The organism is Paenibacillus endoradicis, from assembly GCF_024721975.1.
On the sequence record NZ_JANQBB010000009.1, the window covers coordinates 39319 to 60234 of the forward strand.

The 20916-nt window shown below is 38.6% G+C and carries 17 protein-coding genes; all 17 read right to left on the reverse strand.

Annotated elements, in window-relative coordinates; all coding sequences use genetic code 11:
* Window positions 1–8 precede the first annotated feature (8 nt).
* Window positions 9–515 carry a gamma carbonic anhydrase family protein gene (locus NV377_RS23345; protein ID WP_258203230.1) on the reverse strand — a complete coding sequence of 169 codons (507 nt, stop codon included), beginning with the start codon at window positions 513–515 and terminating at the stop codon, window positions 9–11.
* 53 nt (window positions 516–568) lie between these two features.
* Window positions 569–1744 carry a hypothetical protein gene (locus NV377_RS23350; protein WP_258203231.1) on the reverse strand — a complete coding sequence of 392 codons (1176 nt, stop codon included), beginning with the start codon at window positions 1742–1744 and terminating at the stop codon, window positions 569–571.
* A gap of 213 nt (window positions 1745–1957) precedes the next feature.
* On the reverse strand, window positions 1958–3100 hold the full coding sequence (locus tag NV377_RS23355) for an SEC-C metal-binding domain-containing protein (RefSeq protein WP_258203232.1): 1143 nt from the start codon (window positions 3098–3100) through the stop codon (window positions 1958–1960).
* An 814-nt stretch (window positions 3101–3914) separates the two neighbouring features.
* Complete coding sequence (locus tag NV377_RS23360) at window positions 3915–5735, reverse strand: ABC transporter ATP-binding protein (protein ID WP_258203233.1); 1821 nt, start codon at window positions 5733–5735, stop codon at window positions 3915–3917.
* The gene (locus tag NV377_RS23365; protein ID WP_258203234.1) at window positions 5725–7581 is read right to left on the reverse strand and encodes an ABC transporter ATP-binding protein; all 1857 of its coding nucleotides are present in this window, start codon (window positions 7579–7581) and stop codon (window positions 5725–5727) included. The genes NV377_RS23360 and NV377_RS23365 overlap by 11 nt, the downstream gene beginning before the upstream one ends.
* An 801-nt stretch (window positions 7582–8382) precedes the next feature.
* A complete protein-coding gene (locus NV377_RS23370; RefSeq protein WP_308860215.1) occupies window positions 8383–9111 on the reverse strand; it encodes a histidine phosphatase family protein in 729 nt (242 codons plus the stop codon).
* Window positions 9112–9687: 576 nt separating this feature from the next.
* A complete protein-coding gene (locus NV377_RS23375; protein WP_258203235.1) occupies window positions 9688–10296 on the reverse strand; it encodes an anti-sigma factor family protein in 609 nt (202 codons plus the stop codon).
* On the reverse strand, window positions 10293–10889 hold the full coding sequence (locus NV377_RS23380) for an RNA polymerase sigma factor (RefSeq protein WP_258203236.1): 597 nt from the start codon (window positions 10887–10889) through the stop codon (window positions 10293–10295). The genes NV377_RS23375 and NV377_RS23380 overlap by 4 nt, the downstream gene beginning before the upstream one ends.
* Window positions 10890–11395: 506 nt before the next feature.
* Entirely contained in the window at window positions 11396–12487 is a 1092-nt protein-coding gene (locus tag NV377_RS23385) for a prephenate dehydrogenase (protein ID WP_258203237.1), read from the reverse strand.
* Between the two features lie 3 nt (window positions 12488–12490).
* Window positions 12491–13588 (reverse strand): histidinol-phosphate transaminase, encoded by a 1098-nt coding sequence (gene hisC / locus NV377_RS23390; RefSeq protein ID WP_258203238.1) that lies wholly within the window; start codon window positions 13586–13588, stop codon window positions 12491–12493.
* 255 nt (window positions 13589–13843) lie between these two features.
* Entirely contained in the window at window positions 13844–14650 is an 807-nt protein-coding gene (trpA, locus tag NV377_RS23395; protein ID WP_258203239.1) for a tryptophan synthase subunit alpha, read from the reverse strand.
* Window positions 14651–14922: 272 nt separating this feature from the next.
* Window positions 14923–16134 (reverse strand): tryptophan synthase subunit beta, encoded by a 1212-nt coding sequence (gene trpB / locus NV377_RS23400; RefSeq protein WP_258203240.1) that lies wholly within the window; start codon window positions 16132–16134, stop codon window positions 14923–14925.
* Window positions 16131–16832, reverse strand: a complete 702-nt coding sequence (locus tag NV377_RS23405; protein ID WP_258203241.1) for a phosphoribosylanthranilate isomerase — start codon at window positions 16830–16832, stop codon at window positions 16131–16133. The genes trpB and NV377_RS23405 overlap by 4 nt, the downstream gene beginning before the upstream one ends.
* A complete protein-coding gene (gene trpC, locus NV377_RS23410; RefSeq protein WP_258203242.1) occupies window positions 16829–17629 on the reverse strand; it encodes an indole-3-glycerol phosphate synthase TrpC in 801 nt (266 codons plus the stop codon). Before trpC ends, NV377_RS23405 begins: the two co-directional genes overlap by 4 nt.
* A complete protein-coding gene (gene trpD, locus NV377_RS23415; protein WP_258203243.1) occupies window positions 17619–18662 on the reverse strand; it encodes an anthranilate phosphoribosyltransferase in 1044 nt (347 codons plus the stop codon). The genes trpC and trpD overlap by 11 nt, the downstream gene beginning before the upstream one ends.
* A 16-nt stretch (window positions 18663–18678) precedes the next feature.
* On the reverse strand, window positions 18679–20226 hold the full coding sequence (trpE, locus tag NV377_RS23420) for an anthranilate synthase component I (protein ID WP_258203244.1): 1548 nt from the start codon (window positions 20224–20226) through the stop codon (window positions 18679–18681).
* 316 nt (window positions 20227–20542) lie between these two features.
* Complete coding sequence (gene aroH, locus NV377_RS23425; protein ID WP_258203371.1) at window positions 20543–20911, reverse strand: chorismate mutase; 369 nt, start codon at window positions 20909–20911, stop codon at window positions 20543–20545.
* Window positions 20912–20916 lie beyond the last annotated feature (5 nt).

Genomic DNA, 20916 nt, shown 5'->3' on the forward strand with positions numbered 1-20916 from the left:
TAACGGTGCTATACATTCCTATACTCATATCCTTTAGTTACGTAGCTTTCCATTGTTCTTTTCATTCTAGCTAGATCATCTTCCGTTAACTCACGAACAACTTTAGCTGGAGTTCCAAGTGATAATGTATAGGGCGGGATTTTTTTATTTTCCGTAATGACAGCACCTGCACCTATTAAAGCATATTCACCAATCTCTGCACCGTTAAGTACAATAGCCCCCATGCCGATTAAACTTCCTCTCCCAATTACACATCCGTGAATGATCGCAGCGTGTCCAACAGATACGTCATCCGCTAAAATAAGCGGTTGAAACGCATTCACATGTCCAACAACACCGTCTTGTATATTACAGCGATCACCAATCCGAATTGGAGCTAAATCACCACGAAGTACAGCATTATACCAGATCGTGCTTTGTTGACCGATTGAAACTTCTCCAATTATTTTTGCACCTTCAGCAATAAATACTTCACTACTAATCGTTGGCATTAAGCCTTTATACGGCAATAGCATACAATCATCCCTCTCATAAATTAGAGAGATTCTAACAATGAGGTATTAGATTGTCAATGTTTATTGTTGCCCATTGGTAAGCTCTCTACCATTTTTTGCCCGAAGACAGATCTTTTGATTACTATTCCTTGCTCCGTTTCACCGATTGCGATCAAACCAAAGTGCAGTAACATTTTTACAATGCGTTTATGCAAAATAGCTCCAGCAGAATCGAAGTAGTACGGTTTAATATAAGGTTCTAGTATAGCTTCAAAAGATTTTAATGTAGTCCAATCCTTGGATAAGCTACAAATCCAATAATATAGCGAAGTAATATTCGGAATTGCACCCTTATACAACTTTAGCCAATGAGAGATTATAGATTGCATCTCTTGATTACTCATGTTGTCTTTTACGAGTTCTCCACCTTTGGTTAAGGCAACTACATCGCCATCGATACATAACCATCCTTTGGCGAAGCAATAATCATACATGAATGACATTCGATCTGGATATTCACCAAATCCTTTGCCATACCCGAATTTCCATGCACCTTTACCTGGTAATTCTTCTTGTATTGCAAATAGTTCATTTAATTGCATAACAAATCTTCTGTGCATCGTACCGTCCAGAGCAACATTCGGTTTGTAAGTGACTATATAATTGAGCATCACCTTCAAATCAAGTAGTATTTGGCCACCTTCTTCTCGATAGATCGATGGTTCTGTCCCACGCTCAATAGCTACCGACATTACTTCGCCCAATGTTGCTTTGAATCGTTCCTTCAAATCTTGGGGAACATGAAACAAATAGCGATCATTGCCACCGTATCCATTGAATAACCAACCTTGCTGTTTGAATTTTGCAATAATTTCACGTGGGGTCAATTCAATTACTTGTTGCTTTGTAGACTTTTTCGGTTTTACTTTCTTTTGCTTCTCTTCTACAACTGGAATGTTCGTACTGAGTACTTCATTCTGAACTGGAAATCTACACTGTTGTACTCTTGCTAGTAAGTCTTCTAAGCTAAAGGACTTCCGAGTTTCAAACAATAAGTAATTGACAAACCTTAATTCCTCTAGCTCCATTTTTGCTAATTTCTCTTTAATGACATCACGTCTATGTACGGTTGCTAGAATGGACTGAATTAATTCATGCTTTGAATTTCCATTACACTCACAACCATACACAGAAGCTATTCTTGTGAGTTGAGTAATATCGGCATAGCTAAGCATATCTGATAAATTCATTGGAACTCCTTTCCCGCAAACATCGTAACTACGTCAATCAAAAGTTCTAGTTTATAGTTTCTAGTATTACTATTTTTACTTTTTTCATACTTTACTACGAAAATTGTCTACAGAACTCTGCTAATCATCATTCCATCGCTTAATAGACAACAATAAAAAGGCAATCTATATTGACTCCTAATGAGTGAATATAGATTGCCTTCGTTAATTAATTTACTTATTAATACAGCACTTCTTAAACTTCTTACCACTTCCACAATAGCAAGGTTCATTACGTCCGATTTGTGGAGTAGTGTTCACATTGGTCTGTTGTGGTTGAAGTGAATTGTCACTTTGCTCGCTATTTCCTGTTAAACTAGCAGAGTTATGACCTTTCAAAAACCATTGAGCTGTATGATTATACATAATAATTAGACGCGGTAATAATAAATTCATCGTTTGATCATCTTGAATCACTAGCTCGCGTTTCATATATTCAACTAAATGTTGAAGTTGTAGCCCAGCACGAATTCCAAATTCTGCTTGATCTGCAATAAGATTTGCATCAAGTTGTAATACTCTGAATTGTTTCATCAAGAAATCAACTAGTAGTTGATGCGCTTGCGTCCTTTGAATGTAACGCTCGCCTCCCGCTTTATTCAAATCTAAAGCAGTGATGTATGCAAAATCCAATTCTGGACGTTGGTTATGTTCTCTCACAATTAGTGTTGGATCAGGAATAGCAGCATGATGTATAAACTGTTCATTCAATCCTAGATCACTGTGATAATGACGATAATTAATAATTAAATGCATATATGGAACATTAATTTGGTTAAATACAGCATATCTAGAAAGAATATTACCAAGTTGCTCATGTGTAAGAGCGCCATAGTAATACATCATACCTTTCACTGTATTAATTAGACTACTATTCAAAGCTATTCGTTTATGATCTAGTTTTTGCAGATAGTTATCAACTACACTTACTAGTTCGTCAGGCATTGCAACAACATCTTGACCATTAATCTTGGTATGGAAGAGCAAGCCCAATTCCAACCAATATTGAATTTGTTGCGCAGTCAATTGTTCGTTGAAAGCAATGATACCTTTACGACGTACAACCTCTTGTAAAAGTTGAACTCTCTCCTCATCAAATAGTTCAAATAAGGAAGGTAATTCTAATTCATAAGCAGTTGGCAATTGTTCAATAATTGTTAGCTTAAGTTGCTCTCTATTTAACTTACTCACATTTTTGATAGCGGCATGCTTACGTATGCTTGTCAATATATCTTTAGACAAACCTTCAAGCGCATGGTGCAAATTAAACACTTGACTCCCTTGAGCGCGTGCAGCATTTTCTGTAGCTACTGACATTTATAAAAGCCTCATTTCTCATTCGTAATAACGTGTCCAAAATTATATGATACCGTAAATTACAAAACAGCACAACAATCGTTCATTATTTCCAATCATTTGAAAATGAGTGAATAGATCATTAAGAAGCTTTATTTCGCTAAATTAGTTAGTAATTATCGCTTCATTTTAGGTCAGGCAATTTGCCACCTGTAACAATTTCAAAAAAGTTCAGCTAAGTTATTTTTATCTAACTTAGCGTATTTACTTACACTCGTTATAATAATTTCCACCTTGTCATTATTCGGACTAATCCTATATCAGCCAACTTGACTGCATATCTTTATTTGCATTTGATCTGTCGTTTACTTTTGAACTTCCATGTACGTTAGAGCTATCATTCACTTTAGAGCTTCCATTTACATATTCGAACTAAATAAATATATATATTTAGACTATGTTACATCTTAATATTGATTTTCAACCTGAAGAAAACCGCCCTCCGTGCCGGCGATTTATTCAGCTAACGTTCCCCGTTAGAATTCCTGTAAACGAATAATTTGGACTTTGCATAAAAAAGAGCGCCTCTGTAACGTGTACACTTAAAAACGTGTGTATTTAGCGTCTATAAAATGAACCTAAATAGATAAAAGCGAATTCTCATTCAAATTGAATGGAGCACATGAGTAATGAAAATAATGCATTTAATGGTTGAACTTCCAGTAGGATTTTTTATGTTGTTCATTAACATTAACGGCGCTTCCGACCACTTCATCGGGAACGAGGTAAGCTAGGTATAATTCAACCGCTACCTCCTGCTTCAACACATCATCCGTTAAGAAGTTCCAACGACCACGCGATATCTGGACGCCTGAAGGTTAAACATTTGAGCGTATTTCCCGTCCATTCTCATAAGCTCTTCGTGTGAACCTTGCTCAATTATTTGACCATTTTCCATCATGAGAATGCGATCCGCCATTTTGGTAGTCGATAAGCGATGGGAAATGAAAATGATCGGTCTATCTTCTGCCTTCTCTAGCATGACTTGATTCAAATGGTATTCACTCATAGGGTCCAATGCGCTGGAAGGCTCGTCTAATATAATAAGAAGAGTCGGCTTGGCAAATACTCTTGCGATCGCCACCTTCTGAGCCTCTCCGCCAGATAACTCGATCCCGGCATCGTCAAATTCCTTAGTAACGGAAGTCTCGGTCCCTAGTCGCAAAGATTGCAGCTTACTTCCAAAACCACTTTTCTCCAGCGCTTCTCTTATCAGATAGGAATCGCCTGATGCAGCATGGTTCATGACGACGTTTTGAGAAAGCGTAGCAGCGAACAACTGATGATCCTGAAACACGGAGCTAATCTTCATTCGGTAATCGTCCAGCTTCAATTGATCGATTGGTATTCCATTTAAACGAATTTCTCCCGAGCTTGCATCGTATAGACGCATGATCAGCTTCGTCAATGTCGTTTTTCCCGCGCCATTGTAGCCAACGATAGCAATTTTTTCTCCAGGCTTGATGCTTAAATTAACGTTTTGGAGGATTGGCGGCCCGGATTGACCATATTGGAATGATAACTCTCTAAGAGTTAATCCAGTAAACTTATTCGGCACAGGTATTGGATCTTCAACTTCTATCAGACCGTTCTTTTGATCCAGGAAGCTTCTTAACTTCTCAATATACAGGCTGTTTTCTTGCATCTCGCTGATAAGCGTCGTCATATATTGCAAATTGCCCTTTAAACGCCAAGATGAATTGAGCAGCGTAACTGCACTTCCATAGCTTAACGTTCCTTTCACTAACGCCATAAACACAACATAAACGACGTACAAGCCGCTCAAAATCAACTCATTAAAAAAATACTCAGAGGAGAAGTTTAACCAGAACTGCTTTTTCGAATGCTTTTGCACGATTCCATGCATCTCTTTATGTGTATCAGTGAAATCTCTAAAAAATTTCTCCTTGATGGAATAAAGTCTTAATTCCTTCGCATAATCAGCCAAGTAAAACAACCGCTTCAAATAGATTCGTTTACGATCCTTTTCGTTAAGCTCCATCCTCATTTTGTACCTGATTTTATTGGTGATCATGCTGACAATCAGGGTTAAAATGAAGGACACGAGTACAAACAGCAGACCGAGCTTGTCAACGAACAGGAAAAAGCTTATAGATGTCATGATAACTGTCACGGATCTGCAAATTGTTCTGATGTTGTTTATCGTAGCATCAATTCGATTATGAGCATCATTGGCGCTCCACACATAATCATTATAAAAAACGGGATCGTCATAATTCGCCAAATCGGTACTAATCGCTTTTTCGTAGAGATCCATCCTTATCTTTTGATACAGCAATTCTTTTCCTTTAGGTTCAACGCTCTGGTAGTAAATACTGTCCAGCACAAAGCAGATTGCGATAAACAAAATTGTTAGTCCGATATATAAGGCAACAGTAGAAAAGGAAGTTCCATATTGAACGCTGTCGAACACAAACTTAATCAAAAGGACATGCTCGATAAAAATTTCGATTTCCTGCAAGCATGCATACAAGCATGTAAAGATGATATATTTGCGCGAATAGCGCAGCCCGTATTTCATAATAAACCAATTATTTTTAAGGACCCGATTAAAGCTATGCTTATTAGGCTTCATGCAGATTCACCACCTCAGCCAACTCTTCTTGATCAACATACTTTTCTGCTTGCTTTAAGAATAGCTCCGCGTATTTTCCCTGCAGCTGCATCAATTCCATGTGTGAACCAGACTCTTGAATTTCGCCATCCTCCATGTAATAAATGCGATCTGCCAGCATAGCGGATGACATGCGGTGAGAAATAATGACAACAGCTTTATCCTTGCAGGCTTCCATCATACTTTCAAAAATTTCAAATTCTGCAATCGGGTCGAGTGCGCTTGTAGGCTCATCAAGAATGAGTAGTTCGGCCTGTTGCGCAAAAATGCGCGCGATCGCAATCTTTTGAAACTCGCCGCCTGATAAAACAACTCCTTGTTCATCAAACTCCTTCGTAAGCATCGTATCTATTCCCTCCGGCAAAATGGCTACTTTATCGTATACTCTGCTTTTCTTGAGCGCATTTATGACGAGCTGGCGGTCTGCTTCGGTGTCCACATCGCGCATAAGCACATTCTCTGCAATCGTCATCGAAAAAATCTTAAAATCCTGAAATACGGTTCCATACAGTGAGCGATAGGACATGAGATCAAACTCTTTTATATTGCGGCCGTTTAACAATATTTCTCCCTCAGTAGGATCGTACAATCGCATCATGAGCTTGATTAACGTTGATTTGCCTGCTCCATTGTGGCCGACAAGAGCAATTTTCTCATTCTTATTCACTTCCATCGTAATATGGCGAATAGAGGGCCTATCTGCTCCATCATACGTAAATTGAAGCTGCCGAAATGTTAATTGCTGTATCGGCGGCGCGATTGGTTTGACTGGATCGGCATGCTCTTGGATTTCGGAAACATAGCTTAAAAAAGTTTTTAAATTTTCGATGTAAATGCCGTTTTTGTTGATCTCTACAAAACTGTCAGACAGCCGGATGAGCGACCACGCGCCACCAACCATTGCGCTTCCAAGAACGATAAAGGAGCTGATAGAAATCGATTGCTTAACAATGGCTAGATAAGCACCGTACAGCAAAATCCCTTGGAATATAAGTGTGAAGGTAGTAAATATTTTGAAAAAGGAAATGACTCCCGCCTTTACTCGATACTTATGAACGACAGAAATGACACCGTCATACCCTTCTAAATAAGTGTTTCTCAGAACTGAAAAAATGCGGGACAACCGAATTTCCTTGGCAAAGTGCGATAAATAAATGACACGGTTTACATAGTCCATTCTTCTTTGGTAGGGTACCCGCTCATCATTTTGCTGGAACTGAATTCGGTTCAGCTTTTTTCCAAAATAAAAATTTCCGATAATCGGCAATAAAGCAAACCATACCACCCACGGATCTATGGCATACATCACGGCAAATATACTAATCGTTGCAAGCGAGACGAATATTATTCTAGAGAGATTGGCAAGAACAGCGCTTACTCGTTGATCCGCTTCTTGTATGGCTTTGGTATATTTATTATAAAACTCATGATCCTCAAAGCACTTCAATTCCACGGATGCAGCCTTGCGAAAAAGAATGAGATACAGCTTCTCATATAACTTGAGATCGCTTAAAGGCCTGAAGCGATAATCATACCAATTGTCCAGTAAGACTAATGCCAATATCAAAACCAATGTCAGGATTATGAAATAGACAATTTGCTGAAAATCCCTTTCGATTGATATGGACTCAATGATGTACTTCATGAAATATACGGTAAAAAATACATTAGCAAGCTGTCTGCCGGCTTGAACTACAAATTCAGCCACCACTCTTTGCGGATGTATACTCCATGCTAATTTGAACATAAATAAGTTGTTGGCGATATTGACTTTAATGTGTTGGAATGTATGGCTTAGCTTCTGCAAGATCGTTCCTTCCCCCCTGTATCGTTAAGAGCATTCAATCAGCCTTTTAAAAATGCTCCACCTAATAATTAGTAATTCAAAATTTACTACAAGGGATAATGGAAAACAACCCCAGAAATTATATGTATTGTAATTTATAAACAAAAACATAATTTCTTCGTTTAGCACATCACTCCAAATCCATATTAGAAGATTTAAGTATGTTTTTTTGAAACTGCTCAGAAAGAAGTTTAGGAAAGCAGGAATTCAGCATAAGGATATGAGACGTATCAATTCAGCCATGTACGAAGGAAGGATTGTCGTGGTAGACTATGGAAATTTTATAATGGAGGCGGGGTAACTTTTTCATCTCAGGAGTAGGATGGGTCTGTAGTTTAAAGTTCCATCATGACATTGTAAAAGTCTCGTACATGACGGATATATGTACAAAAACGCCCTATTTTATGAATATATAAAAGGAGCTGCCGTGGCAGCTCCTTCATCGTTGTATACAGTCTTTCATTGAACTAACTTTCCTCGTTAGTTCAATGATGTATTTATTTTTTCAAAAAAAAAAAAAACGTTTAAACATAAAATAAGGATTATTTTTTATTTTCCCTAAAATAATCATGTACTAATCTTTCGTATTTATCTGCGACACTTCTATTTTTGTGCTTACTTCAACAAACTCCGATAATGTTGGCTCTAGCATAAGTTTTTCTCTCCAAACCATTTCATGCAACCTTTTCCTTCCTCAATTAATTATGGCCTTCCATATTTAATTAACTTCTGTGTGCAATAATAATTCATGTCTAATTAAGTTTACTTAGAACTAGTTATAGGATTTTGATCAAGATGCTTGTTGCAATTATATAGTACTAGCTTCCATCCCGCTTCATTACGCTCTAATATCGAATACGATAAATTACCGATCCGCTCATCTTCTAGATCCGGAAAAAGTTCGAGCAACAAGTGAGCAATAAAACTACCATGCGTAACACATAAAATATTAGAAGTCGGATAATTTACATATAACTCTTCTAATAATTCAACCCCTCTAGAGCGCATATCCTCTACGGATTCTGCTCCTAGATCAAGACTTTTCCAGTCTTCTCCCCACTTAGCAACACGTTCTTCTAGTGTTGTGCCTTCAACTTGACCAAAAAAGCGCTCTCTAAGACGCTCATCGACAGTAAGAAGAGGTATTTGCAGTGTTTCGTAAATATGTACCCCTGTAACTTTTGCGCGCTCCAAATCGCTTGTTAACACGTAATCCCATATGGCTTCATCAGATTGAAGCCGATTTGCTAGCAATTTAGCTTGAGCAATTCCATTATCGTTAAGGGGAATATCTGTTTGACCTTGAATTCGCTGAATAGCGTTCCAGTGGGTTTCGCCGTGGCGTACTAGTCCTATTAACACATTCACTCTCTCCTTAAGGTAGTTCAAAAAGCGGGCTTTGATGACGATGAACGCACGAACGTTGCTTACTCGGCATCGAATATGTAACGAACTTGGGTAGTCTGGTACGCGTGTACCAGTATCGTACACTTGCGTTTCCTCCTCCCTCAAGTAACGTTCCATCTTCTTGGTCCTGAAAGCCCGCTTTTTGAACTTTCATTTGAATTAGGCAGTTCAAAAACCAGATTTTGATGACGATGAATGCACGAACGTAGCTTAGTCGGCATCGAATATGTAACGAACTTGGGCAGTCCGGTACGCGTGTACCAGTTACGTACACTTGCGTTTCCTCCTCCCTCAAGTAGCGTTCCATCTTCTTGGTCCTGAAAGCCCGCTTTTTGAACTTTCATTTGAATTAGGCAGTTCAAAAACCAGACTTTGATGACGATGAATGCACGAACGTAGCTTAGTCGGCATCGAATATGTAACGAACTTGGGTAGTCCGGTACGCGTGTACCAGTTACGTACACCTGCGTTTCCTTCTCCCTCAAGTAGCGTTCCATCTTCTTGGTCCTGAAAGCCCGCATTTTGAACTTTCGTTTCTAATTTATTAACTACCCAATAAACATCACTGCCGATCAAGAGTACTTTTTAAGCTATCTCTTTTCATCAATTCCCGAAATAAATCAGTACCAAACAAGCACTTCTTAACCATTTGTAGTAAAGTTAACTCCTCGTCCTTGTGAACCAATTTAACACTAGTATCGTCATTATTATGCCCAGCAGAGATAACGCTACATAATATTGCGGGAATGTTGGAACGACTTGCATTACTATCGGATCACTAATACTGGCAACAGGTATTTGACCTTTATAAATATTTGAACTCACAAAATTAGTACTCTCGGCCGTAGCAATATCTACAACCCCTGAAATGTTAGCTGCAATCGTGGATTTCGTATCTTCTTTATAATCAAAAATAAACACGAATAACGCTAGTGAAAACATCGCCAAGCAACATGCAATAATCATTGCAATATTACGCCTAAAATTCCGCGAGAAATGATAATTTTTTGTTGCAATTGGCAAGTACCATGCTTCTTCCGCATAAATTCTATCCATTACATGTTTGTTAATATAATCAATATTCGTCTGTTTTATGTCAGAATCATTGAAAGTATAATCAGAGAATGAAATGCTACTAAAGTCCATCTCAAATAAAGATGAGCAATGCTCGCAATCGAATAAATGTGCTTCGATTTCAATACGCAACGGATCGTTTTCATCCAGTTCCAAGTAGTTATCTATGAATTGTTCGATCTCATTACATTTCATTTCTGATTCATCCTTTCATAATCATCGCTTGATCTATCCTGCTCAATATATGCCTCAAGCTGTTGTTTCACACTGGCTCTTGCTCTGAAAAGCAAAGACTTCACAGAACTAACCGTTTGTCCCAATATGCTAGCAATTTCTTGATAATCCATTTGTTCATATTCACGAAGTATAATAGCAGAACGCTGCTTTTCAGGTAAATTATTAATCGCTTCACGTACCATTTCCATTCGTTCATTAATAAGAAGCTGCTGTTCTGGTGTAGCAGCATCTGAAATAATCGGTTCCATGTTGACTTCCTCTATCGATACATAAGCTGCTTTTTGCTTACGAAGTTCACTCAGTACTGTATTTCGCGCAATCGTATATAGCCATGTAGAAAAGGTTGCATCTATCTCGCGAAACGTATGCAAACTTCGGTACGCTTTATAAAAAGTTTCAGAGCAAAGATCCTCTGCGAGTGACTCTAGCTTTGCACTCTTCAACATATGATAGATAAAGGCCATGATTCTACGTTGATAGCGATTCATTAGCTCAGAGTAGAGCTCGACATTGCCATCCTTGATTTCACGTATTATCTGGGAATCTGTCATGACAGGCGAACCTCCTCCACCTGCAATTTATTCCCGAAATCCACTATACATGTATACTGAATTCGGATCAAAAAGTTGCGTTTTATATATATAATCAATCATCCTTAGTTTATTCGAGCATAACTGACAAAATCCTTCATCTTACATAAATTATCTTTTTTTCCATATGATCATTTATATTCATAGCTTCATATTCTATTATCGTTTATATTGACAGAAAAAAAAAGACCACTCTCAAGGAGTGGTCCGTGTCCATCTATGAACACAAGAGTTATTGGATAGGAGTGGAGAGAAACCATACTGTACTTTTATTATATGTATACGCTTCCAGTTTGTCAATAAGCGCTTACATTTTTATTTTTGTAATGTTTTTTCACATTAATATACAATTTACTTACTTTTATTAGTATTTTCACATTTCAGCTTTATGGAGAGATTAGAACATTAAAAAACGCTCATGAAAGGAAAATCCTCTCATAAGCGTTCAACTAATAACTTATTTCAAGTTATTGTTCTACTCTATATCCTTGTTCGCCTAATAATATAATCGCTTGATCAAGATGTTCCTGAGTTCTAAAACTAAGTTTCAACACTCCAGGAATTTGTTCCCGATTTTCGATAATTTGAATATTACTCAAATTAATTTGAGCTTTACCAAGTTCACTAGCAATGGAACCAATAATACCAGGATGATCTGGAATATCTACATAACAATCATAGATTGAATGAAGCATCCCTTTTCTTCTTTCTGGCATTTTACTGCGGAAGTCTCCAGCTTTACGGAAAGCTTCCACAATACCATCTCCATCACTTTGCTCGAGCAATTGTTTGAAATGATCCATGTTTTTCTGCCAATCATTAAGAAGTCGCAAAAGTACTTCTTTATTATCTAACAAAATATCGCGCCAAAGCGGTGGATCACCAGAAGCGATACGTGTAATATCACGGAAACCTCCGGCAGCAAGAGTCTCGTATAGTCCATTATTATCATTATAGCCTCGGATTTGATTAACAAGTCCAACCGCAATAATATGAGGTAAATGACTAATCGCTCCTACAATCGTATCATGAGCTTTCGCATCTACAGGAACAATATGCGCTCGTGTATAACTCAATAATTCGATTAATTGGTTCAGACTAGCTTCTGATGTATCTTCATCAGCTGTTAGCACGTAAAAAGCATTTTCAAGTAAGCGACTTGATGCTGCCTCTACACCTGAACGCTCCGAACCTGCCATAGGATGTCCACCAATGAAAACAGCAGAAGTTTGCTTGAACACTTGAGCAGAAGCCATTAGAGACGCTTTCGTACTACCCACATCTGTAATAATACATCCTTGTTTCAAATCAAGCTTACTAAGTTGCTGCATGTAATCATCCATCAGACCAACAGGAACACATAAAAATATAAAATCTGCATCTAATGCTGCTTCTTCAACCGAAGTCGTTCCGATATCTACGACTCCACGTTGAACATATTTATCAACAGAAGATGTACGATTAGAATATCCAACAACTGTAATATTCGGTTGTCCCTTTAAGCATAATGCGATTGAGCCTCCAATGAGACCTACACCAAATATCGCTACCTTTGTCATAAATTAAGCTAGCACCGCCAAATCCGTCAGAACTTGTTCTAGGACATTTATGAACTTTTCATTCTGTTCTTGTGTACCAACAGATACTCGAATATAGGTTGGGTATTGCTTCCATCCTGCTCGAATAATAATGCCTTTACGCAACATCAGATTGAATACTTCCATAGACGGCTTACGTACATCAACCATCACGAAGTTACCATGACCTTCGAAGAATTCAAGATTCATACGAGTAAACTCACCGTGCAAATAATCTAGACCTGCACGGTTTGTAACACGGCATTGTTCTAGGAACGCATCATCTTGAAGGGAAGCTTTTGCTGCAACTTGCGCTAAGCGACCTGTATTGAACGGCTCACGCACTTGATTAATGGTACGAATAACTGCAGCGTTACCTACTCCATAACCAATACGATTCGCAGCAAGTCCATACACTTTAGAGAACGTACGAAGTACAACTAAATTTTTAAATTTATCTAGTAACTGAACCCCGTCTGTGAAATTATCATCGAATACATATTCTCCGTAGGCTTCATCAAGCACAACTAGCACATGTTTAGGTACTTGATCTAAGAAAGAAAGCATATCTTCGTGGGCAATAATTGTACCGGTGGGATTATTGGGATTACAAATCCAAAGTACTTTCGTTTTATCCGTTGTTGCTGCAAGCATCGCAGGAAGATCATGCTTACCATCTTTTAATGGGACTTCTACTAACTTCACATTCTCGATCTCAGCATTATGCTTATATTGAGAGAACGTCTCATCTGCCATTACGGTCTCATCACCAGCAACTAGAAATGCTCGAGCAATCATTAGAATAATATCGCTAGAGCCTGTACCAAAAATAATTTGATCAGTATCGACATTAATTTTTTTTGCAAGAACATCTGTTAATTCAACACTTGCGCCATCTGGATACAAGTGTAGTTGATCTATTTCTTCAAGCATTGCTGCTTTTGCTAACGGTGAATAACCTCGTGGATTTTCATTGGATGCAAGTTTAATCACTTCATCTAATCCTAATTCTCTTTTTACATCTTCAACTGGTTTACCTGGTTGATATACCGGTAAATGCATAATATTTAATTTTGGCTGCATGGGCCATTCACCTCTTTGTCTATAATTGCATTAACGCGTTAAATAGTGACTACTTCATATTGTCTCATAACTTATATTACTTTTAAAGTCTATATTTATGTCTTTCATCTTAGTTAACATCACAACAGGAGTCGACTATAGAAAAAGTCGTATGTACGACAGACAAATGTCTATCATTCATACGACTCTATTTACTTAATAACTAGTGAAACCTATTAGTGCTTGGAATATTATTGATAAGGATACTACTTTTCTTTATCCTTTTAAACTAGCTACAAAATCGCCGATCTGTTTCAGTCCTTCTTGCTTCGTCGCTTCATCAGCTAGCAAAGGTAAGCTATTCTCGATCGTACGAACGATTGCGCTACCTACGATAACACCATCGCATTTACCTTCGAAACGAGCAACCTGTTCACGACTAGAGATACCAAAGCCGATCGCAATTGGAACTGAAGATGCACTCTTCACTACCGCTAGAAACTCATCTATACCAGTATGGAAAGTAGCTCTCTCTCCAGTAACTCCTAATGAAGACACACAATATACAAAGCCTTTTGCATGCTGTGTAATACGAATAACCCGTTCATCTGAAGTTGGTGCAACTAAAGGTATAAGGTGAATATTATATTGCTGCGCTAATTCTCTAACTTCACCATCTTCTTCAATTGGAAGATCAGGGATAATTAGTCCACTAATATCATTACTCTTCACAAGATCAAAAAATGGTCTAAGTCCAAATTGGAAAATAGGGTTAAAGTATGTGAACAGAATTAATGGAATTTTAACACCCTCAGCTCGCAACGTTCCACCTAGATTAATACAATCCGTCAATGTAATGTTATGCTGTAGAGCACGTTCAGAGGCACGTTGAATAACGGGACCATCTGCTAATGGATCAGAATAAGGAACACCTAACTCTATAATGTCTGCTCCTGCTGCTTCTAATGTCTTGATAATATCGACAGTGGTTGCAATATTGGGATCGCCTACAGAAATGAAAGGAATTAATGCAGTGTTGTTCTGCTCCTTCAATTCAGCGAATTTTTGATCGATTAAGTTCATTTGATTTACCTCCAATAATTTTTCATTAGCTTATTTCGCCAACTACTTTAAATGCAAGTTCAAAAAGCAGGCTTTTGCAAGTCGAGAAGATAAAGCTAATTTTCGGAAGGAGGAAACGCAAGTGTACATGTTTGGTACACTCGGGCCTACAATGTTTCTGCAAGAAACATACCCAGGAAGCGTATGCTAGACTTCCCAAGTTCGCTTTATGTTCGATGCCAATTAACCTGCCTGTATCACTTCATTATCAAAGTCTGCTTTTTGAACGACCCTTACAAATGAAAAGATCCATCGGAAGAATTACCTAAGTAGCCCATAATAGCTTCTACATCTTTGTCTCCGCGACCAGACAAACTTACTACTATCGTTTGATCTTTGCTTAACGTTGGAGCTAGCTTAATTACTTGTGCAATCGCATGAGCCGATTCTAGTGCTGGGATAATCCCTTCCGTACGAGAAAGCTCTTGCAACGCATCTAGCGCTTCTGCATCTGTAATAGGTACATACTCTGCACGACCGCTATCTTTCAAGTAAGAATGCTCAGGACCAATGCCTGGATAGTCAAGACCAGCTGAGATCGAATGAGCCGGTTGAACTTGGCCATGCTCATCTTGCAATACATAACTCATAGAACCTTGGAATACACCGTGACGACCTTTCGTCATCGTTGCTGCATGCTCATCAGTTTCTACGCCACGTCCAGCAGCTTCTACGCCTAATAACTTAACGCCTTCATCTTGGATAAATGGATAGAAAATACCGATCGCATTACTACCACCACCGACAGCAGCAACTAGATAGTCAGGTAGTTTATTTTCGTATTTCAATATTTGCTCACGAGCTTCATCACCGATAATACGTTGGAAATCACGAACCATCATTGGATATGGATGCGGACCAGTCGCGGAACCAAGAATATAGTAAGTATCCGTGACATTGCTAACCCAATAACGAAGAGTCTCATTACAAGCATCTTTCAATGTACGAGTTCCGCTAGTTACAGGCACAACTTCAGTACCCAGTAAATTCATACGGAAAACATTCAGTTGCTGACGCTTCATATCTTCCTCACCCATAAACACTTTACATTCAAGTCCAAGCAAAGCAGCTACTGTAGCAGAAGCAACTCCATGTTGTCCCGCTCCAGTTTCAGCAATGATCTTCGTTTTGCCCATACGTTTAGCAAGCAATCCTTGTGCAATTGCATTATTAATTTTATGAGCACCTGTATGGTTCAAATCTTCACGTTTCAAGTAAATTTTTGCTCCACCAAGTTTTTCAGTTAAGTTTGGAGCGTAATATAATGACGTCGGACGACCTGAGTAACGATATAGTAAATCAAGTATCTCCGCCTGGAATTCTGGATCTTTGGAATAGTGAAGATAAGCTTCCTCTAATTCTAACAATGCATTCATTAATGTTTCAGGAACATATCTGCCCCCGAATGGCCCAAAGCGACCGTTGGAATCTGGAACTTGTGTCATGCCTCTATCACCTTTCTGACAAACTCATTTATTTTGTGCAAATCTTTCATTCCATCTGATTCTACACCACTAGAAACATCAATTCCATCGCAGTGATAACTTGTAATTAAATCTACTACATTGCCTGCATGTAATCCACCTGCAACATATAGTGGCAATTCAAACTGATCTGCAACTGCTCGATATGCTGCAATAGCTTCCCAATTGAATGGTTTACCTGTCCCTCCACCGGGAGCATCTATTAGAATACTCTCAACATATGGAAGAAATGGAGTCAATTCATCTCTAATTTGTTGCTCCATTTGACTATGATGATCACGTTGCTTGTCGATTGAAATTACTTTCCACAATGCTACATTGGGAAAAGCTTCATGTAACTGACTATAGTATTGCGCATCCTCATTACCATGCAATTGCACGACATCAAGTGGAACATTTTGTAGTAACGCAGTCATTTCTTCAAGCGGATGATTGACGAAGACACCTACAGCACGAACTTTCGCTCCACTTAGCCGATGAATAGCAGCCACTAGTTGCTCAGCTTGAGCTGGTGTAACTTGACGTTTACTCGGAGCAAATAATAACCCTACTTCTTGAATCGGTAATCCTTCCATCGCCTCTATAGTTGCAACATCGCGTAAACCACAAATTTTGATACGCGGTTTAATAGATAATGACTCTAATATTTCTTTATTCATACTTTTGTAACCTGTCCCATTAACTGCTCAATCGCTTGACCAACATCACCTTGACGCATGAAATGCTCACCGATCAGTAATCCTTGTGCACCTACAGATCGTACATACTCATAATCTTCTTGACTCAGTATTCCGCTCTCACTAATGTTCAGAACATGCTCTGGCATCATACCGATCAATTGCTCTGTAGTCTCAAGTTTTGTTTCAAATGTGTGTAAATTGCGATTATTAACACCGATCAATGTTGCCTTATTCAATTTCAGTACTCGTTCTAACTCCGATGCATCATGAACTTCAACAAGAACGTCCATTCCTAACTTTTTCGCAAGATCGTGGAATTCGCCTAGCTGCTCATCACTCAAAATAGCTACAATTAGTAAAATACAGTCTGCACCAATTGCTCTTGCTTCATAAATTTGACGGTAATCAATAATAAAGTCCTTGCGCAGTAACGGAAGCTTCACCGCTTCTGAGATGCTTTTCAAATAGTCATTAGATCCTTGAAAATAATCCACGTCAGTCAAGACAGATAGACAATCTGCTCCAGCTGCCTCATAAGCGAGTGCAAGTTCTACGGGATGGAAATCTTCACGTATTAACCCTTTAGACGGAGATGCTTTTTTCACTTCAGCAATTAACGCTAAGTCCCGATTACGACCCCCTGCACGTAAAGCTTTCTCGAAACCACGGCATGGAGGAAGTGTAGCTATATGTTGCTCATATTCTTTTATATTGAACTTTTCTGCTAACTGCTGTACTTCAACTTTTTTCGTATCGACGATTTTATTAAGAAACATAATTTAATTCTCCTGTCTTTTGAATAAGCTGATCTAGCTTCATAGCAGCTTTTCCAGAATCAATGATCTCTGCTGCGATTTTCACACCTTCAACATGAGTATTTGATAGACCACCAAGGTAGATACATGCTCCAGCATTTGCTAACACGATATCACGATAACCATCAAGGCGTGTTCCATCGAATATTTCTCGAATGATCTGAGCATTTTGAGCTGGCTCCCCTCCAAGTACATCGGAAAGAGGACGAGTAACTAATCCTAATTGTTCTGGTGAAATATGATAAGTGGTCACAATACCATCTTTCAATTCAGATACTTTCGTTGCTGATGAAATACTAATCTCATCTAATCCATCAAAGCTGCTTACAACTAGTGCACGCGTAATCCCCAGCTCACGCAATACTTCTGCTATAACCTCCGTCTTACTTGCATCATAAAGACCTAGTAATTGACGATCAGCTCCAGCAGGATTCGTGAGCGGACCTAACATATTGAATATCGTTCTAGTTCCGATTTCTTTCCGTGGGCCGGCTGCGTGCTTTAATGAAGGATGATAAAGTTGAGCGAACATAAAGCAGATGCCTACTTCATCAAGACAAGTTTTAGCTTGCTCTGGCGTAACATTAATATTAACACCGAGTGCTTCAAGCACATCCGCACTACCGGATTTTCCTGACATTGCACGATTTCCATGTTTTGCAACAGTAATTCCAGCAGCTGCTGCAATAAGTGAAGATGCTGTAGAAATATTGAATTTACTTATTCCCGATCCACCTGTACCACATGTATCAAGTAATCCACTTTGATGACTGTCGACATGATTAGAAAAGCTACGCATCACTTCGGCTAGCCCAGTAATTTCCTCTTTCGTTTCACCTTTCATTCTCAAAGCAATCGCTACAGCTCCGATTTGCGCAGATGTTGCTTCTCCGTTCATAATTTTGGTCATAACGGACTGTGCTTCTGCTCTTGTAAGATCATTGCTAGACACTAACTTAGCTATCGCCTGTTGCATACTTATTGATTCGCTCATATTCATCTATCCCTCCTTAATTTAACACTTCATAATCAGTATTAATGGATGTTTTCAATTGCTCTTTATGCGTACCAAACATTTGCTCAGCAGCGCGAATCGCTTTCAAACTTGCTTTTGCTTTATTCACGGTTTCCATATATTCACTTTCAGGATTAGAATCCCATACAATGCCTGCACCGCTCTGTACGTAAGCTCGATTATTTTGGAAAATAATTGTACGAATCGTAATACAAGTGTCCATAGAACCACCGAAGCCAAGGTAGCCAATCGCTCCAGCATAAGCACCACGTGCTTCATTTTCTAACTCAGCAATAATTTGCATCGCACGTAATTTCGGTGCTCCTGATACAGTTCCAGCCGGTAAACAAGATATAAATGCATCAAAGAAATCTTTATCTTCACGCAACTGTCCAGACACATTTGATACGATGTGCATGACATGAGAATATCGTTCAACCTCCATAAATGTATCACAACGTACTGAGCCGAACTCAGATACCCGCCCAATATCATTACGACCTAGATCGACTAACATCAAATGTTCCGCTTTCTCTTTCTCATCAGCAAGTAGTTCTTGTTCAAGACGTTTATCTTCTTCAACTGTTGCACCACGCGGACGAGTTCCTGCTATTGGACGAGTTTCTACTTTTCCATTATTAACTTTCACTAAAGCTTCTGGAGAAGTTCCAACGATGACTTGTTCACCCATTTTCAAGTAGTACATATATGGGGATGGATTCATGACACGTAACACACGGTATACATGAAGCGGATCAACCGTTGTTTCAATGCTGAAACGTTGCGAAAGCACGACTTGGAATATATCACCAGCGCGAATATATTCTTTCGCTTGATGGATATTATCTATAAACTTTTCTTTAGTAATATTCGATTCTACTTCTCCTAGATCTGGATCTAAATCCATAGAACCTCTAGGAATATCAGTAGCTACGTTCACTTGACTAATTTCTTCAATCATCGCTTCAATTCTGCTAAGTGTTTGCTCATAGGCTTGTTCAATTTGTGTATCTGTTGATCCTTCTTCAATATGAACATTGCTAACTAATAACAATTGTTGCTTTAAATGATCAAATACGATGACTTGATCGCAGAACATAAATTGAATATCGTTCATGTTGAGATCATCAACACGGTGAGCAGGTAATTTCTCATAGTATTGTAATAGATCATATCCAAAAAATCCGATAGCTCCACCTGTAAATGGAGGAAGATCAGTATTGGCAGGAGTACGGAATGAACGTAACTTCGCTTTCAATAGCTCAATAGGTTTATCTGAAAGAATTGTCTTAATTCCATTTTGCTCGAAAACCATCTCTCCATGTTTTCCATATAGCATCAAGAAAGGATCTGTTCCAATAAACGAATATCTAGCCCATTTGGCACCGCCTTCTACACTCTCAAGTAAGAAAGCGTGCTCTTTTTTAGCAAAATGCTTAAACAATCGAATAGGAGTCTCCGTATCAGCCATCACCCGACGTACGATAGGAATTAGATTATATTGACTAGCTAATGAAATAACTTGTTGCAATTCAGTAGACATACTCTTCACTCTCACTTTCTAAGGCATGAGCCCAATCAATTTTGGATATGAAGACAGGGTGTAACTATCAAAAAAGGCCCCTGCTATCAGAGCAGGGACCATCGAAATTAAGTATGAAATAGAAATAAGCAATGAACCACAGACGATCGTTCATACAATTTAACAACAGCTCTCTGTTATTACAATTGTTACAACTCATCTGAGTTAATGTTATCTCTTGAACTCATCTCATCTCTTCTCGATAAAACCTATCTCATCTAAACTCTTCTCATCTACGTACTACTATATCCCAATAAATATTATGATGTCAATGCTCTTATTTTTGAGCTAAATCTGGACGGAGCGCAATCGCTCCACCTTTGTAAACATGATTAATATCTGCTTGAGTTTTGTCCGTATTGACTAGAACCATTAATCGCACGCATTTTTCTAGACTGCCTTTAACAGGAACTTCTAGTGCACACATCTGTGGAACTAACTCCCAACCTGGTAGTTGGCGGATAGCCTGTGCAGGGAATGCTTGATCAAGATCTTGCGTAACTGTAATAAATACGCAAGAAATATCTGCTGGGTTTACATTGTTTTGACTAACGATATCATGAACCATCTCAACCGTAACTTCTTTAATAAGTGCTGCATCATTATATTCTACTGTAGCTGCACCTCGAATTCCACGTACATTCATCATAA

Bases quoted from the DNA above. Each gene is read 5' to 3' on its own strand.
- aroH (WP_258203371.1), bottom strand. From the start codon at position 20,911: ATGAATGTACGTGGAATTCGAGGTGCAGCTACAGTAGAATATAATGAT.
- trpA (WP_258203239.1), bottom strand. From the start codon at position 14,650: ATGAACTTAATCGATCAAAAATTCGCTGAATTGAAGGAGCAGAACAAC.
- NV377_RS23405 (WP_258203241.1), bottom strand. From the start codon at position 16,832: ATGAATAAAGAAATATTAGAGTCATTATCTATTAAACCGCGTATCAAA.
- NV377_RS23355 (WP_258203232.1), bottom strand. From the start codon at position 3,100: ATGTCAGTAGCTACAGAAAATGCTGCACGCGCTCAAGGGAGTCAAGTG.
- NV377_RS23360 (WP_258203233.1), bottom strand. From the start codon at position 5,735: ATGAAGCCTAATAAGCATAGCTTTAATCGGGTCCTTAAAAATAATTGG.
- NV377_RS23350 (WP_258203231.1), bottom strand. From the start codon at position 1,744: ATGAATTTATCAGATATGCTTAGCTATGCCGATATTACTCAACTCACA.
- trpD (WP_258203243.1), bottom strand. From the start codon at position 18,662: ATGAGCGAATCAATAAGTATGCAACAGGCGATAGCTAAGTTAGTGTCT.
- NV377_RS23380 (WP_258203236.1), bottom strand. From the start codon at position 10,889: ATGACAGATTCCCAGATAATACGTGAAATCAAGGATGGCAATGTCGAG.
- NV377_RS23375 (WP_258203235.1), bottom strand. From the start codon at position 10,296: ATGAAATGTAATGAGATCGAACAATTCATAGATAACTACTTGGAACTG.
- NV377_RS23385 (WP_258203237.1), bottom strand. From the start codon at position 12,487: ATGACAAAGGTAGCGATATTTGGTGTAGGTCTCATTGGAGGCTCAATC.
- trpB (WP_258203240.1), bottom strand. From the start codon at position 16,134: ATGACACAAGTTCCAGATTCCAACGGTCGCTTTGGGCCATTCGGGGGC.
- trpE (WP_258203244.1), bottom strand. From the start codon at position 20,226: ATGTCTACTGAATTGCAACAAGTTATTTCATTAGCTAGTCAATATAAT.
- NV377_RS23345 (WP_258203230.1), bottom strand. From the start codon at position 515: ATGCTATTGCCGTATAAAGGCTTAATGCCAACGATTAGTAGTGAAGTA.
- trpC (WP_258203242.1), bottom strand. From the start codon at position 17,629: ATGTTTCTTAATAAAATCGTCGATACGAAAAAAGTTGAAGTACAGCAG.
- hisC (WP_258203238.1), bottom strand. From the start codon at position 13,588: ATGCAGCCAAAATTAAATATTATGCATTTACCGGTATATCAACCAGGT.